Below are 15476 nucleotides of genomic sequence, written 5' to 3' on the forward strand. Positions count from 1 at the left end.
CATGCCTGCTCTCGACCCCGGCGTCCGCCGCGCGATCTTCGATGCCGTGAAGGCGCTGGAAGGCGAATCCAACGCGGCGCTGGAGCGTCTGGTGCGCTGCCCCTCCACCCTTGGCAACGAGGCCTCGGCGCTGGACGAGATGGCGCGGAACTACGAGGCGCTGGGGCTGACCGCCCTGCGCATCCCCACCGTGCCGGCGAAGCTGCAGGACGTGCCGGGCTTCTCGCCGCCGCTGATCTCCTACGAGGGGCGCGACAACGTCGCCGCCGTGCACAAGCCGCGCGAGGCCAAGGGTCGCAGCCTTGTGCTGCAGGGCCATGTGGACGTGGTGCCGGAGGGCGCCGCCGACCTTTGGGCCACGCCGCCCTATGAGCCCAGCACCCGCGATGGCCGCATGTACGGCCGCGGCGTGGGCGACATGAAGGCCGGCGACATCAGCAATGTCATGGCCTTTCGCGCGCTGCAGATGGCCGGGCTTCAGCCGGCCGCCGAGGTGCAGTTCCATTCGGTGATCGAGGAGGAATGCACCGGCAACGGCGCGCTGGCCTGCATGATGGCGTTGCCGAAATGCGACGCCGCCATCATCCCCGAGCCGGGGCCTGGCTTCGATGCCATCTATTCCGTGGAGGTGGGCGTCGTCTGGGCCTGGGTCACGCTGACCGGCCGCCCCACCCATGTCCGCAACATGCACGAGGGCATCAACGCCATCGAGGGCGTCTACCTGATCTCCCGCATGTTCAAGGACTACGAGGGGGAGATGAACAAGGCTGAGAACGTCCACCCGTCCTTCTTCGGCGTGAATCACCCGGTCAACGTCAACCTCGGCACGCTGGAAGGCGGCGAGTGGAACAGCTCGGTGCCCACGCGCGCGCGCATCGGCATGCGGGTGGGCGTCATGCTGGGCCGCACGGCACAGGACGTGAAACGGGATATCGAGGCGCTGGTCGAGCGTGCCCGGCAGGATGAGCGGCTGCGCGGCACCCAGTTGAAGCTGGAGTTCAAGGGCTTCATGGCCGACCCCTGCGAGTTCGACATGCAGTCGCCCATCGCGCTGCTGACCAAGAAGCATTTCGCCGAGGCCTCGGGCCGGGAACTGCGGGAATACAAAGTCTCGGCCCTCACCGACGGGCGCTTCTTCACGCTGTACCAGGGCACGCCGGTGGCCTGCTTCGGGCCGGAGGCGGATAGTATCCACGGCATTGATGAAAGCGTCAGCCTGGATGGCTTTCACGCCACCACCAGTGCCATCGCGCTGTCCATGGCCGAGTGGTGCGGGGTCGAGAAGGCATGAGCAACCTTCCCGTCTCGGGCGCCCGGCTGTGGGACAGTCTGATGGAGATGGCGCGCATCGGCGGCACCCCCAAGGGCGGCTGCAACCGGCAGACCCTGACGGAGCTGGACGGCGCCGGCCGCGCCCTGCTGCGGCGCTGGGCGGAGGAGGCGGGCTGCACCCTCAGCGTCGACCGCGTTGGCAACATGGCGCTGCGAAGGGAAGGGCGGGACCCGTCGCGGCCGGCCGTGGCGATCGGCAGCCATCTGGACACCCAGCCGACAGGTGGCAAGTTCGACGGCGTGCTGGGCGTGCTGGCGGGGCTTGAGGTGCTGCGCGCGCTGCATGATGCGCGCATCGAGACGGAGGCGCCGATTGTCCTGGTCAACTGGACCAACGAGGAGGGAGCCCGCTTCTCGCCGCCGATGATGGGCAGCGGCGTGGCCATGGGCCTGTTCACGGAGGAGGAGGTCCTGGCCAAGCGGGACCCCGCGGGCGCGGTGTTCGGCGAGGAACTGCGCCGCATCGGCTGGCAGGGTGAGGCCGACCCCGCCGGGCTGCAATCGCTCGGCGCCTATTTCGAGTTGCATATCGAGCAGGGTCCGCTGCTGGAGCGCGAAGGCATCCCGGTCGGCGTGGTGGACCGGGCTTTGGCGCAGGCCTGGTTCGACGTGACGGTGACGGGCGAGGATTTCCACGCCGGCGGCGCCATGGCACCCCGCCGCGACGCGCTGGTGGCGGCGTCGCTGCTGGTGCAGGCGGTGGAGGAGATCGCCATCGCCGAGGCTGGCCGCGGCACGGTGGGGCGCCTGACGCTACGGCCGGACAGCCGCAATGTCGTACCCTCCGAGGCGTGGTTCAGCGTGGACTTCCGCCATGGCGACGAGGCCGCGCTGGCCCGCATGGGCGCCGCGCTGCGTGCCCGTGCCGCCGAGGTGGCCGCCGCCCGCAAGGTCAGGGCGGAGGTGGCCGACTTCTGGCACTGCCCGCTGACCCCTTTCGACCCCACGCTGGTGGCCGCCCTGGAAACCGCCGCCCGCGGGCGGGGCCTGAACTATCAGGTGATGCCCACCGGCATCGGCCATGACGCGGTTTATGTTGCCCGCCGCGTTCCCACCGCCATGATCTTCGTGCCCTGCGAAGGCGGCATCAGCCACAACGAGGCCGAATCCATCACCCCCGCCTGGGCCGAGGCGGGACTGGTGGTGCTGGCCGACGCCGTGCTGGCGACCGCCGGCCGTGCCCAACCGGAGTAACCGCATGCGCATCGCCATCGGCGGCTTTCTGCACGAAAGCCATTCCTTCGCTCCCGTCGCCACGGGGTGGGAGGAATTCCGCACCCCGGGCGGCTTTCCCGCCTATCACCGTGGCGCGGGGCTGTTCGATGTCCTGCGTCCGACGTCCGCCCCCGCGGCCGGTGCGCTGTCGGTGGCGGAGCCGGAGGGCATCGAGCTGGTGCCGCTGTCCTGGTGCTTCGCCAATCCGGCCGGGCCGGTGACGGAAGAAGCCTTCGAGCGGATCGCCGCCTGCCTGGTGGCGGACCTTGCCGTCGCGGTCGATGCCGGCGGGCTGGATGGCGTGTACCTCGACCTGCACGGCGCCATGGTGGCCGAGCAATTCCCGGATGCCGAAGGCGAGCTGTTGCGCCGGGTCCGTGCCGTTGTCGGGCCGGATGTGCCGATCACCACAAGCCTCGACCCGCATGCCAACGTCACGGCGCTGATGGCGGAAAAGGCGGATGCGCTGGTGCCGTTCCGCACCTATCCGCATGTGGACATGAAGGCCGCCGGAGCGCGGGCCATGGAACTGCTGATCGCGCGCATCCGCCGCGGCACGCCCTGGCCGCGCGCCTTCCGGCAGGTGGACTACTGGACCCCGCTGACCATGCAATGCACCATGGTCTCGCCCATGGCCGACGTGCTGGCGGAGCGTGCCCGGCTGGCCGCCGGCAGCGGCGTGGTGGAACTGGGCTTCTGCTTCGGCTTTCCCTATGCCGATTTCCCCGGATGCGGCATGGCGATCACCTGCTACGCCGAGGATCAGGCTGCCGCCGATGCGGCCGCCGAAGGGCTGAAAGCGTATCTGGATGCGCATGAGGCCGATTTCGCGGGCGGCGCCATTCCGGCGGCCGAGGGTGTGGCGCAGGCCGTGGCCCGGGCCGGCGCCGGCGGCCCGGTCGTGCTGGCCGACACGCAGGACAATCCCGGTGGTGGCGGTCATGGCGACACCACCGGCCTGCTGGCGGAGCTGATCCGCCAGAACGCACCCGCCACGCTTGGCATCATCAATGACGCGGCCAGCGCCGCTGCCTGCCATGCGGCGGGGCAGGGTGCCGAGATCGCGCTGTCCCTGGGCGGCAGGTCCGACGGCACGCCGATCGAGGTGCGGGCCAAGGTGCTGCGACTGACCGATGGCCGCTTCACCTGCACGGGGCCGATGAGCGCGGGCAACCCCGCCGACCTTGGCCCCACGGCCTTGATTGGCATCGGCCCGGTCAAGGTGATCGTTGTCACGCGCAAGATGCAGGCGCACGACCAGGCGCTGTTCCGCCACATCGGCATCGAGCCGGCGGGCGAGCCGATCCTGGCGCTGAAGTCCAGCGTGCATTTTCGGGCCGATTTCCAGCCCATCGCGCGGGAGGTAATCGTGGTGGCGGCGCCGGGCCCGGTGCTGGCCGATCCGTCCGGCTTTCCGTTCCAGCATCTGCGGCCCGGCATCCGCACCCGCCCCATGGGCTGAACGCCGCATGCTGCCGATGTTCAGCCATGTCACCCTGGGCACCGGCGACTATGCGGCGTCGGTGCGCTTTTACCGCGCGCTGCTGGCACCGCTTGGCTTGGAATGTTTCGAGGACGACACCGCGTCCGGCTGGGCGGGTTGGAAGCGGCCGGGGCAGGCCGCCGAATTCTATATCTGCCCGCCCTTCAACGGCGCGCCCGCCACGGCGGGCAACGGCACCATGGTGGCCTTTCTGGCGCCGGACCCGGACACGGTGGATGCGGCTTATGCCGCAGGCATTGCCGCCGGCGGAACCGATGACGGTCCGCCGGGACCGCGCCCAATCTATAACGATGCGTATTACGGGGCCTACCTCCGCGACCCGGACGGCAACAAGGTCGCGCTATGCCGGCGCGGGGATATCATGATACCACCGGCCGCTCCGTAGCCCAGCCGCGCGGCCCTATCGTCTCCATGCCGGCTCTGCTACGGCTTGCCACAAGCTGGCGATCTGTTTGCCGGCATGAAACGGAACAGATGATTTTCAATGGGCAAGTCGCTGTCCGCCTACCTAGATCTCCTGCGCTTCCTCGCTGCAATGATCGTATTCCTGGGTCACTTGGCAGGAGCTCGCTTTACGGCAGGGATCTTCTGGCAACTTTCCAATTACATGGATGAGGCCGTCACAATCTTCTTTGTGATCTCCGGCTTCGTTATCGGTTATGTCGTTCTTGGGCGGGGTGAGGATCGAGACGGGTTTGTCGTCGCCCGCGTCAGCCGCATCGTGTCCGTGGCCATTCCCGCGCTCATCGCGACAGCCTTTCTGGATGCAGCCGGACAGGCAATCCGGCCAGAACTTTATTCGGCTGACTGGGGGTTCTCGAATGAGCACCCTTTTTTACAGTATCTTGGGTCTCTGCTTTTTTTGAATCGGATCTGGCATCTCAATCTCGATGTGGGATCGAATTTACCGTATTGGTCACTAAATTACGAAGTCTGGTACTATATCCTTTTTGGCGTTGCCGCCTTTGCTCGCAGCGCAACACGCTGGATCGGGGTACCCATAGCGGCCGCCATCTGCGGGCCAGAGATCCTGGTCTTGTTCCCCGTATGGCTTTTCGGCGTCGGCGCTTACGCCATTGTTGCATCCAATCGGATTGGCCCGCGCACCGGGATGGCATTGTTCGCCATGAGTATCGTGGCTTTCATCACATATGATGTTGCCGGTGGTCGCGCCGCACTTGGTTTGCCGTTGATCCCCGGCTTGGTGAATCGCGCTGACGCTTTGCACGACTATGTCGTCGGCATCTTGTTCACCGCCAATCTGATCGGCTTCGCGGCCTCTGCGCCGGTACTTGGGCGCTTTATTCTGCCGATATCCCGCCCAGTGCGCTGGGCCGCTGGCGCTACCTTTACGATCTATCTTTTCCACCTACCGGTGGCGCAGTTTTTGACCACCATCCTGCCCTGGCCCCCCACCAGCTGGGCGACCAGGATCATCCTCCTCTGCGGCTCGACGATCATCCTCTTCTTGATCGCTGAAGTCACCGAACGGCGGAAGGATGATTGGCGGCCTGTGGGAGTGGCCGTGCTGTCACTCATTCGGGGCAGACGAGCCGCCAGCCCCCGAGCCGATGCTCCCTAAACGACGCCCCCGCTAACCCGCCGCCATCAGCGCCCGCACGGCATCGGGGCGTGGCATGGGTGCCACGGCGCCATAGCCGGTGGTAGCCAGGGCGGCGGCGGCATTGGCGTAGAGCGCCGCATCCTCCGCCGCATCGCCAGCCAGAAGACGGGCCAGGAAGTTGCCGGCAAAGGTGTCGCCCGCGCCGGTCGCGTCCACTGCCTTGACCTGGCGGCCAGGAATGCGCGTGCGGCCATCCCGTGTGGCGACCATGGAGCCCTCCTTGCCGAGCTTCAGCAACACCAGCGGTGCCAGCTTCAGGTAGAAGTCGGCAATGGCGTCCGGGTCCTTCAACCCGGTCAGCTCGGTGGCGTCGTCCAGGCTGGGCAGGGCGATGTCCGCTTCGGCGATGGCGGCGTGCATGATTGCGGCCGCGCGCTTCACCGGCCACAGCGCCTTTCGCAGGTTGGTGTCGTAGGACACCTTCACGCCTGATCGCTTTGCCACGTCGATGGCATGGAAGCAGGCGTCGCAGGCGCTGGTCGAGATCGCTTGGCTGATTCCCGACAGGTGCAGGATTCGGGCGCTGCGGAAGGCCTCCACCGGCACGTCATCCGGCGTGTAATGCGCGGCTGCGCTGCCTTTGCGATAGAAGGTGAACTCATGGCCGTTCTCGCCATGGCTGACGAAATACACCGCAGTCGGCAGTCCGGGCTTGCGGACCACCGTGGCGGTGTCGACGCCCTCCGTTGCCCACAGCTTCATGAAGTTCTCGCCCGGTGCGTCCTGCCCGATGGCGGTGAGGTAGCCCACCTGCGCACCCGCCCGGGCGGCGGCGATGGCGGCATTGGACGTGTCGCCCCCATGGCCTTCCAGGAACAGTGGCCGCCCCTGGTCGTCCTTGGCGTTCTGGTTGAATTCCAGCATCGGCTCGCCGATGCACAGCAGCTCCACCGTCATGCCTGGACGATGCCCAGGGCCTCGCGCGCCGCAGCTTCCAGGGCGCCGCGGTTGCCGGCGGCAATGGCGGACTCGTCCACCAGCTTGCCGCCAATGCCAACGAAGGACGCGCCGGCCGCGATGTAGTCGCCGGCGTTGCGGGCATCGACGCCGCCGGTGGGGCAGAACACCACGTCCGGGAACACCGACTTCAGCGCCTTGATATGTGCCGGGCCGCCAGCCGAGCTGGCCGGGAAGATCTTCACGACGTCGGCGCCCGCCGCCCGTGCGGCGCGCACCTCGGTCGGCGTGAAGGCGCCCATCATCACACAGGCCTCGGCCGCGCGGGCGGGGGCGACCAGCGCCGGCTCCACCCAGGGCGACACCACGAACCGCGCGCCCGCCCGCAGGCTTGCCTCGGCCGCCGCGGCATCCGGGACGGTGCCGACGCCCACCAGCAACGACGGGTCGGCCGCCACGTCCCGGATGACCGACAGGGCGTCCGGGATGGTCAGGGTGATCTCAAAGATGGTGATGCCAGCGCCCTTCAACCATTCCACCGCAGTGGCGGCGCGGGCGGCGGTGCTGGTGCGGATCACCGGCACGATGCGCGCGGCGCGGAAGGTTTCGATCAACGGGTGCTGTGCCACGGGTTCATCCTGCCAAGGGTCTGCCTTGGCGCCGAAGCTAGCGCCCGCTGCCCGCCGCGTGAAGCTGTCAGCCGGCGGCTTCCAGACGCGCCGCCGTGTGTTCCAGGCTCCGCGCAGCCGCACCGGCATGCACCAGCTCGACCGACACACCGGACAAGGCCGAGCCATAAGCCCCCAGGCTGCCTTCGAGCTGCGCCGTCGCCTTGCCCAGTGACGCCACTTCGGCCCGGAACTCGCGCACGGCGGCCGCCTGTGCCTCCAACGCATCCTGGAGGCGGCGGAATGCCAGACGCATCCGGTCCTGCGGCATCTGGGGGAACGGAAGGACGGCGCTGCTGTCGGTCATGGGCGGTGCCTGCCTGCAATGGTTAAGTGATCGTTACGCACTCCTACGGCAATGCAGAAATTTAGACAAAGTTTATTTTAAGAGATTTTTTACAAAATGCCCGCCTTGCCGGCCCTTGCCATCCGGCCTAGACCGCCCGCCCCCTGACACCACCCGGGCCTACCGCCATGCAAGACGTGATCGGCATCGATTTCGGCACGACCAACAGCGTCATCGCCCGCCGCATGCCGGACGGCGAAACCGTGGGGCTGCGCTACGCCGCCGGGCAGGGCATGGTCGAGACCTTTCGCTCCGTGCTGTGCTTCTGGGCCGAGGAAAGCGGCGCCAGCCGCGGCCGCCTGCAGCACGCCGCGGGGCCGGACGCGATCGAGGCCTATCTGGATGATCCGCTGGGCGCCCGGCTGATCATGTCCATGAAAAGCTACCTGGCCAGCCGGTCCTTCGTGGAAACGCGGGTCTTCAACAGGCCCTTCGCGCTGGAGGACCTGATCTCCACCTTTCTGCGCGCGCTGGTGGCGGGGGCGGCGGGCATGCCGGCGGGCGATGCCACGCGGGTGGTGGCGGGGCGGCCCGTGCGCTTCGTGGGCGACAACGCCGACGACACCCTGGCCGAAACCCGGCTGCGCGCCGCGTTCGGCGCGGCGGGCTTCCAGCAGGTGCAGATGGCCCTGGAGCCGGAAGCGGCCGGTCATCGCTTCGCCAGCACGCTGCAAGGGGCGGCCAATGTCCTGGTCGGCGACTTCGGCGGCGGTACGAGCGACTTTTCCATCCTGCGATTTGAGCCCGGCGCCCGCCGCAAGGTGGAGCCGCTGGGCCATGCCGGTGTGGGCATCGCCGGCGATGCCTTCGACTTCCGCATCATCGACAATGTCATCTCGCCACTCCTGGGCAAGGGCGGCAGCTACAAGGTGATGGACACCGAGCTGCCGGTGCCGCCGGCGTTTTTCACCAGCTTCGCCCGCTGGCACCAGTTGTCGCTGATGCGGGCCCCCAAGACACTGCGCGAAATCAACGAGGTGGCGCGGATGGCGCTGGAGCCGGAGCGGCTACAGAACCTGATCCGCTTGGTGGAAGACGAGGCCGGCTACGCTTTGTACCAGTCGGTCTCGGCCGCCAAGGCCGCGCTGAGCCAGGGCGAGCAGGCTGTGCTGCGCTTCAGCCACCGTGGCTTCGAAGTGGATGCGCCGGTCCGCCGCACCGATTTCGAGACCTGGATCTCGCCGGAGCTGACCCGCCTGTCCGCCACCATCGATCGCGCCCTGGCCGATGCCATGCTGACGCCGGACAAGGTGGATCGGGTGTTCCTGACGGGCGGCACGTCGCTCGTGCCCGCCGTGCGGCGCCTGTTCGACGACCGCTTCGGTGCCGAACGGGTCACCGGCGGCGGCGAGTTCGTGTCCGTGGCGGAGGGGCTGGCCTTGATCGGCGCCGACTAGGCGACGTGCCGGCGGCGAGCCGGCCAGCGCACCGCCCGGGGCGCGGGGCAGATTGCCACCATCCCTGGCGCGGCCTGCGCGATCAGCATCGCAACGACTAGCAGGGTTTCACCGACGCCCCAGGGCCGGACCGCCGCCAGGCCGAGGGCAGCCAGAACCAGCGCTGCGGCCAGCGACCGCTCAAGGCCCAGGCCCTCCGCCCGCGAAGCGGTGCCGCCCAGCAGGCCCTGCCACGTGGCGCGGCCATCGCGCCAGGCGTTGCGCATGCCGCCCTGGGCCAGGGGCAGCAGGCCCGGCAACCCCAGCGCCAACAGCACGGGCAGGGGCTGCGCCCAATCCTCGTCCCACAAAGCCAGGGCGACCAGCACCAGGGAAACAAGCACGCCCGCCAGCGCCGCCGCGTCGGCCAGCAGTGGCAGGATGGCGCGGGACAGCTCGCGACGCTGCGCGCCGGTCAGGCTGCGATCCCGGGGCGACAGCAACAGGCCGGGGCGCGCGCGCAACGCCGCTGTCAGGCCCGCCACCTGGCGATGCCTACGGGATGCCACATCGTCGGCGCTGCCGGACGGGGCGTCCTGCCCCATCGGCGCAGTCATCCGGGCGGTATCCCAGCCCTGGCGCATCAGGGTCACGTTGAGCTCGGCGTCGGGCGATAAGCTGGATTGGTTCCAACCGCCGGCACCGCGCAGCGCTTCCACACGAAACAGCGTCAGCTCGTCCGGCACCGGCATCGTCGCATCGGCCAGCACAGCCCCGGCTGGTAGCAACGGCGACCGCACCGTGCCGACGCCGTTGCGGGCCAGCGCAGGCACCGCGCCCCTCAGCCAGCCGGGACGCACAACCTGGCCCGCCTTCAGGACGCCGACCACCGCGGCGTCGCCCGCCGTCTCGCCCAATGCGAAGTTCAGCGCGCCGGCGCGAAAGCCGGGATAGGTTCCAAGGTGGAAGAAACGGAACTGCGGGCCCAGCAGGGCACAGTATTCCGCCGCCGCCTCCCAGCAGCCGGGGTCGGCGGTGTGGGTATCGACCACCAGAACCTCCAGGGCGGGGTAGTCCAGCGCCCCAACCGATTCCAGCGTGCGGCGCACCGCTTCCGGCGCCGCATCGCGCAGCGGCAGATGCAGGGACACCTTCGGCCACGGGCGCGACTGGTCGGCGCTGGTGGCGGCACGGGGGCGAAATGCGGTGGCGTTCAAGGTGGGCCTCCGGCGGCTGGTGGCAACGCCTGTGTCGGCCCGCATCGCGGCTGCCTGCGGTCGGCTTGATGGCAGCAATGGGGCTTTTCGCGCCGCAACAAGGCAGCGCTGCGTGACCGCGCCCTTCAAGGCGGCTAGAAGGCCAGCTTCCCCGAACCGTTGGAGCGTCCATGACCGTTGTTTTGGAAGTGGGCATCATCCTGCTGCTGGTGCTCCTGAACGGCACTTTCTCCATGAGCGAGCTGGCGATCGTGTCCTCGCGCCGGGGCAAGCTGCTGGCCATGGTCAAGGCCGAGAAGCCCGGCGCGGCGGCGGCCCTGGCATTGTCGGAGGACCCCAGCCGCTTTCTGCCGACCGTGCAGGTCGGTATCACCCTGGTCGGCATCTTCGCGGGTGCCTATGCCGGGTCGGGCATGGCCAACCGCCTGGCCGAGGTGCTGACGCTGATCCCGGGCTTCGCCGCCTATGCCAGCCAGGTGGCGCTGTTCATCGTGGTGCTGATCATCACCTACCTGTCGCTGATCCTGGGCGAGCTGGTGCCCAAGCAGTTCGCCCTGCGGAACCCGGAGGGCGTGGCCTGCCTGGTGGCGCGGCCGATGACGGCGCTGTCGCGCGTGGCGGCGCCCATGGTGTGGCTCTTGTCGCACTCCTCCGCACTGGTTCTGAAGCTCCTCGGCGCCTCGGCCCCCGTGGAGTCGAGCGTGACGGAAGAGGAGGTGAAGGCCGTGGTGGCGGAGGGCGCCCAGGCCGGAGCCCTGGAGCATGAGGAGCGCCACATGATCGAGCGCGTGCTGCGGCTGGCCGACAAGCCCGTGCGCGCGCTGATGACACCGCGCAACGAAGTGGACTGGATCGACCGTGCCGCCACCCCGGCCGAGATCGCCACCCGCCTGCGTGCCAGCAACGTGACGCGCTTCATCGTCGCGGAAGGACGGATCGACAACGTGGTGGGCGTGGTCGCCACCAAGGACCTGCTCGACCAGCTGCTGGAAGAGGGGGGCGAGCTGTCGGTGGCCACCGCGATGCGTCAGCCCATGGTGCTGCCCGACAACCTGTCGGCGCTGGATGCGCTGGAGCGGCTGCGCAGCGACCGCATCGGCCTGGCGCTGGTGATGGACGAATATGGCAGCTTCGAGGGTGTCGTCACCGCCTCGGACCTCCTGGAGGCGATCGTGGGCGAGCTGGGCGGCGATCCCGTGCCGGCCACCGGCGGTGGCGCGGTGCAGCGGCATGACGGCAGCCTGCTGCTGGACGGCATGATGGCGAGCGACGAGGCACGCGACCGGCTGGACCTGCCGGAACTCCCCGGCAAGGGCGGATACCATACGGTGGCAGGGCTGATGCTGGCGCTGTTGCAGCGCGTGCCGCGCGAAGGCGACCGGATCGTCTGGGGCGGCTGGCGCTTCGAGATCGTCGACATGGACGGGCGCCGGGTCGACAAGGTGCTGGCGCACCGGGAAGAAGCCACGGGGGCCTGAGCCCCCGTGGAGTCGGGCGGGCTTAAAGCCCGGCCTGGCTGACGAACTTGGTGTTCAGGTAGGCCTCGATGGCCTCCGAGCCGCCCTCGGAACCATAGCCGCTGTCCTTCATGCCGCCGAAGGGCACTTCCGGCAGGGCGAGGCCCAGGTGGTTGATGGTCATCATGCCGCTCTCGACCTCGTTGGCGATGGCGTTCGCCGTCTTGGCCGAGCGGGTGAAGGCATAGGAGGCGAGGCCGAAGGGCAGGCGGTTGGCTTCCTCCACCACCTCGTCGAAGTCGCGGAACGGCATCATCAGCGCCAACGGGCCGAAGGGCTCCTCGTTCATGGCGCGCATCTCGCGCGTCATGCCGCTGATCACCGTCGGCTCGAAGAAGTAGCCCTTGTTGCCGATGCGGTTACCGCCGGTGCGGACGTCGGCGCCGCGCTGGCGGGCATCGGCGATCAGCTCCTCCATCGCGGGGATGCGGCGCTCATTGGCCAGGGGGCCCATCTGCACGCCGTCCTCGACGCCATTGCCCACCTTCAGCGCCTTGGCATGCTTGGTGAAGCTGTCGACGAACTGGTCGAACACCTTCTCCTGCACCAGAAAGCGGGTGGGGGACACGCAGACCTGCCCCGCGTTGCGGAACTTGCTGCCGGCCAGCGTCTTGCTGGCGAGTTCCACGTCGGCGTCGTCGAACACGATGGCCGGCGCGTGGCCGCCCAGCTCCATGGTCGCGCGCTTCATGTACTTGCCCGCCATTTCCGCCAGGTGCTTGCCCACGGGGGTGGAGCCCGTGAAAGTCACCTTGCGGATGATCGGGTGCGGGATGAGGTAGGAGGAAATCTCAGCCGGCACGCCGTAGACGAGGCCGATGACGCCCTTGGGCACGCCGGCATCCACGAAGGCGCGGATCAGCTCGGCCGGCGAGGCCGGGGTCTCCTCCGGCGCCTTGACGATGATGGAGCAGCCGGTCGCCAGCGCTGCCGACAGCTTGCGGACGATCTGGTTGATCGGGAAGTTCCAGGGCGTGAAGGCGGCGACGGGGCCGACCGGCTCCTTGATCACCAGCTGGTACACGCCGGGGGCACGGGCAGGCACGATCCGGCCGTAGGCGCGGCGGGCTTCCTCGGCGAACCAGTCGATGGTGTCGGCACCGCCAAGGATCTCCATCTTGGCCTCGGCCAGGGGCTTGCCCTGTTCCATGGTCATGATGCGGGCGATCTCGCCGGCGCGCTCGCGCAGGATGTCGGCGGCCTTGCGCATCAGCTTGGAGCGGTCGAAGGCCGACACGCGCTTCCAGGTGTTGAAGCCGCGCGCGGCCGCCTCCAGCGCCTCGTCCAGATCGGACTCGGTGGCGTGGGGGACGGTGCCGATCTGTTCCTCGGTCGCCGGGTTGATGATGGGCATGGTGCGGTTGCCGCTCGCCGGGCGCCACTGGCCGTCGATATGCAGCAGGACATTATGGTCCATTGTCGCTTCTCCTGGTTTCCGTTGGCGGGAACATGGAACCGGAGGGCGCAAAAGACCACCCCGCCGCGAACAGCTTTCGCGGCGGGGCGGGGTCAGATCAGTGCGAGGTCAGCGCCGCGACGCCCGGCAGCGTCTTGCCTTCCAGCCATTCCAGGAAGGCGCCGCCGGCCGAGGAGACGTAGCTCAGCTTGTCGATGACGCCCGCGTGGCGCAGCGCCGAGACAGTGTCGCCGCCGCCGCCGATGGACACCAGCTTGCCGGCCTCGGTCAGCGCCGCCGCGGCCTGCGCCACCGCGACGGTGGCCTTGTCGAAGGGCACGATCTCGAAGGCGCCGAAGGGGCCGTTCCACACCAGGGTCTTGGCGTTTTCCAGCTTGTCCTCGACCACCGCGACGGTGCGCGGCCCGACGTCCAGCGCCATCATTTCCGCCGGTACGTCATCAAGGCCCACCACCTTGTTCGGTGCATTGGCGGCAAAGGCCTCGGACACCACCAGGTCTTCCGGCAGCAGGATCTCGCAGCCATTGGCAGAGGCCTCCGCCATGATGGTGCGGGCGGTCTCGTGCATCTCCGCTTCCTGCAGCGACTTGCCGACGGACTTGCCCTGGGCCGCCAGAAAGGTGTTGGCCATGGCGCCGCCGATGACGAGCACATCCACCTTCTTGGTCAGGTTGCCCAGCAAGTCCAGTTTGGTGGAGACCTTGGCGCCGCCAACGATGGCGACCACAGGGCGCTGCGGGTTGCCCAGCGCCGCGTCCAGCGCTTCCAGCTCCGCCTGCATCAGCCGGCCGGCATAGGCCGGCAGCTTGTGCGCCACGCCCTCGGTGCTGGCATGGGCGCGGTGCGCGGCGGAAAACGCGTCGTTGACATAGATATCCGCCAGCTTGGCAAGGCCCTCGACCAGCGCCGGGTCGTTCTTTTCCTCGCCGGCGTGATACCGGGTGTTTTCCAGCAGCAGCACGCCGCCGTCCTTGAGCGCGGCGACGGCGGCCTCGGCATCCGGGCCGACGCAGTCATCGGCGAAGGCGACGGGCTGGCCCAGCGCGTCCGACAACGCCTCGCCCATCGGGCGCAGCGACATCTCGGGCACGCGCTTGCCCTTGGGCCGGTCGAAATGCGAGCAGACGATGACCTTGGCGCCCTTGTCCGCCAGTTCGCGGATGGTGGGCACCAGGCGGTCGATGCGCGTGCGGTCGGTGATCTTGCCGTCCCGCACGGGCAGGTTCAGGTCGGCGCGCAGCAGGACCCGCTTTCCGGCGGGGTCGAGCTGATCCAGGGTCCGGAAAGCGGCCATGCTACGCGCGCCTTCTCAGAGCTTGCCGAGGTAGGCGGCGGTGTCCGACATGCGGTTGGAGAAGCCCCACTCGTTGTCGTACCAGCTCATCACCCGCACCAGCCCGCCATCGACCACCTGGGTCTGCGTGGCGTCGAAGGTCGAGGAATGCGGGTCGTGGTTGAAGTCGATCGAGACCAGCGGCGCGGTGTTGTAGCCCAGGATGCCCTTCAGGGGGCCGTTCTCGGCGGCTTCCTTCATCACCGCGTTGATCGCCTCCTTGGTCAGGCCCTCGGTCCGCTCCGGCACGAAGTCCAGGCTGACGAGGGAGACGTTCGGGGTTGGGATGCGGATGGCGGTGCCGTCCAGCTTGCCCTTCAGCTCCGGCATCACCAGGCCCACGGCCTTGGCGGCACCCGTCGAGGTCGGGATGGCGGAGACGGCGGCGGCGCGGGCGCGGTGCAGGTCCTTGTGCAGCGTGTCCACGGTGTTCTGGTCACCCGTATAGGCGTGGATGGTGACCATGTAGCCGCGCAGGATGCCGAACTTCTCGTGCAGGATCTTGGCGACCGGCGCAAGGCAGTTGGTGGTGCAGGAGGCGTTGGACACGATCTTGTCCTCGGCCGTCAGCGTCTCGTGGTTGACGCCGTAGACGATGGTCTTGTCCGAGTTCTCGCCGGGGGCCGAAATCAGCACCTTGCGGGCGCCGGTGCCGAGCAGCACGGAAGCCTTCTCGCGCGCCGTGAAGATGCCGGTGCACTCGGCGGCGATGTCCACGCCCTGCCACTGCAGCTTGGTCGGGTCGCGCTCGGCCGTCACCTTGATCGGGCCCCAGGTCTTGCCATGGGCCTTGATGGTGATGCTGTCGCCCTCGACGATCACCTCGCCGGGGAAGCGGCCGTGCACGCTGTCGTAGCGGAACAGGTGGGCATTGGCCTCGACGGAACCGAGGTCGTTGATGGCGACGAACTCGACGTCGTCGCGCGCGCTTTCGCAGGCGGCGCGCAGCACCAGGCGCCCGATGCGACCGAACCCGTTGATTGCGACTTTCACTGCCATGGTCTTGTCTCTCCCGTTTACGAAAACTGCT

The 15476-nt window shown here is 68.5% G+C and carries 14 protein-coding genes; 7 read left to right on the forward strand and 7 right to left on the reverse strand.

The features are described from left to right. The first annotated feature begins 1 nt into the window (after position 1). The 5 genes from IAI59_RS11325 to IAI59_RS11345 all read left to right on the forward strand — a co-directional run bounded on the left by IAI59_RS11325 (position 2) and on the right by IAI59_RS11345 (position 5633). Positions 2-1291: an ArgE/DapE family deacylase gene (locus tag IAI59_RS11325; protein WP_207417276.1), complete on the forward strand. Its 1290-nt coding sequence runs from the start codon at positions 2-4 to the stop codon at positions 1289-1291. Further along, positions 1288-2526 carry a Zn-dependent hydrolase gene (locus IAI59_RS11330; RefSeq protein ID WP_207417275.1) on the forward strand — a complete coding sequence of 413 codons (1239 nt, stop codon included), beginning with the start codon at positions 1288-1290 and terminating at the stop codon, positions 2524-2526. Before IAI59_RS11325 ends, IAI59_RS11330 begins: the two co-directional genes overlap by 4 nt. Before the next feature lie 4 nt (positions 2527-2530). Continuing rightward, the gene (locus tag IAI59_RS11335; protein ID WP_207417274.1) at positions 2531-4009 is read left to right on the forward strand and encodes a M81 family metallopeptidase; all 1479 of its coding nucleotides are present in this window, start codon (positions 2531-2533) and stop codon (positions 4007-4009) included. Between the two features lie 7 nt (positions 4010-4016). After that, the gene (locus IAI59_RS11340; RefSeq protein WP_237180694.1) at positions 4017-4436 is read left to right on the forward strand and encodes a VOC family protein; all 420 of its coding nucleotides are present in this window, start codon (positions 4017-4019) and stop codon (positions 4434-4436) included. 99 nt (positions 4437-4535) lie between these two features. Then, the gene (locus tag IAI59_RS11345) at positions 4536-5633 is read left to right on the forward strand and encodes an acyltransferase family protein (RefSeq protein WP_207417273.1); all 1098 of its coding nucleotides are present in this window, start codon (positions 4536-4538) and stop codon (positions 5631-5633) included. 12 nt (positions 5634-5645) lie between these two features. Here the strand turns inward: IAI59_RS11345 and IAI59_RS11350 are convergent, their stop codons facing one another. The 3 genes from IAI59_RS11350 to IAI59_RS11360 all read right to left on the reverse strand — a co-directional run bounded on the left by IAI59_RS11350 (position 5646) and on the right by IAI59_RS11360 (position 7547). Continuing rightward, positions 5646-6572, reverse strand: a complete 927-nt coding sequence (locus tag IAI59_RS11350; protein WP_207417272.1) for a sugar kinase — start codon at positions 6570-6572, stop codon at positions 5646-5648. Next, positions 6569-7201: a bifunctional 4-hydroxy-2-oxoglutarate aldolase/2-dehydro-3-deoxy-phosphogluconate aldolase gene (locus IAI59_RS11355; RefSeq protein WP_207417271.1), complete on the reverse strand. Its 633-nt coding sequence runs from the start codon at positions 7199-7201 to the stop codon at positions 6569-6571. Before IAI59_RS11355 ends, IAI59_RS11350 begins: the two co-directional genes overlap by 4 nt. Positions 7202-7268: 67 nt before the next feature. Further along, positions 7269-7547: a hypothetical protein gene (locus tag IAI59_RS11360; protein ID WP_207417269.1), complete on the reverse strand. Its 279-nt coding sequence runs from the start codon at positions 7545-7547 to the stop codon at positions 7269-7271. Between the two features lie 167 nt (positions 7548-7714). On the opposite strand from IAI59_RS11360, the gene IAI59_RS11365 reads away from it, so the two are divergent. Next, on the forward strand, positions 7715-8983 hold the full coding sequence (locus IAI59_RS11365) for an Hsp70 family protein (protein ID WP_207417268.1): 1269 nt from the start codon (positions 7715-7717) through the stop codon (positions 8981-8983). Here the strand turns inward: IAI59_RS11365 and IAI59_RS11370 are convergent. Continuing rightward, complete coding sequence (locus IAI59_RS11370; protein ID WP_207417267.1) at positions 8980-10179, reverse strand: glycosyltransferase; 1200 nt, start codon at positions 10177-10179, stop codon at positions 8980-8982. The two genes, IAI59_RS11365 and IAI59_RS11370, sit on opposite strands and share 4 nt — an antisense overlap. A 170-nt stretch (positions 10180-10349) precedes the next feature. On the opposite strand from IAI59_RS11370, the gene IAI59_RS11375 reads away from it, so the two are divergent. After that, entirely contained in the window at positions 10350-11657 is a 1308-nt protein-coding gene (locus tag IAI59_RS11375; RefSeq protein ID WP_207417266.1) for a hemolysin family protein, read from the forward strand. A 22-nt stretch (positions 11658-11679) separates the two neighbouring features. On the opposite strand, the gene IAI59_RS11380 is transcribed toward IAI59_RS11375, so the two are convergent. The 3 genes from IAI59_RS11380 to gap form a co-directional block, all read right to left on the reverse strand. After that, positions 11680-13113, reverse strand: coding sequence for an NAD-dependent succinate-semialdehyde dehydrogenase (locus tag IAI59_RS11380; protein ID WP_207417265.1), 1434 nt, complete (start codon positions 13111-13113; stop codon positions 11680-11682). 97 nt (positions 13114-13210) lie between these two features. Further along, positions 13211-14407, reverse strand: a complete 1197-nt coding sequence (locus IAI59_RS11385) for a phosphoglycerate kinase (RefSeq protein ID WP_207417264.1) — start codon at positions 14405-14407, stop codon at positions 13211-13213. 15 nt (positions 14408-14422) lie between these two features. Continuing rightward, entirely contained in the window at positions 14423-15445 is a 1023-nt protein-coding gene (gap, locus tag IAI59_RS11390) for a type I glyceraldehyde-3-phosphate dehydrogenase (RefSeq protein ID WP_207417263.1), read from the reverse strand. Positions 15446-15476: the final 31 nt, after the last annotated feature.

Origin of the sequence: Roseomonas haemaphysalidis (genome assembly GCF_017355405.1) — a bacterium.
GTDB classification, from domain to species: domain Bacteria; phylum Pseudomonadota; class Alphaproteobacteria; order Acetobacterales; family Acetobacteraceae; genus Pseudoroseomonas; species Pseudoroseomonas haemaphysalidis.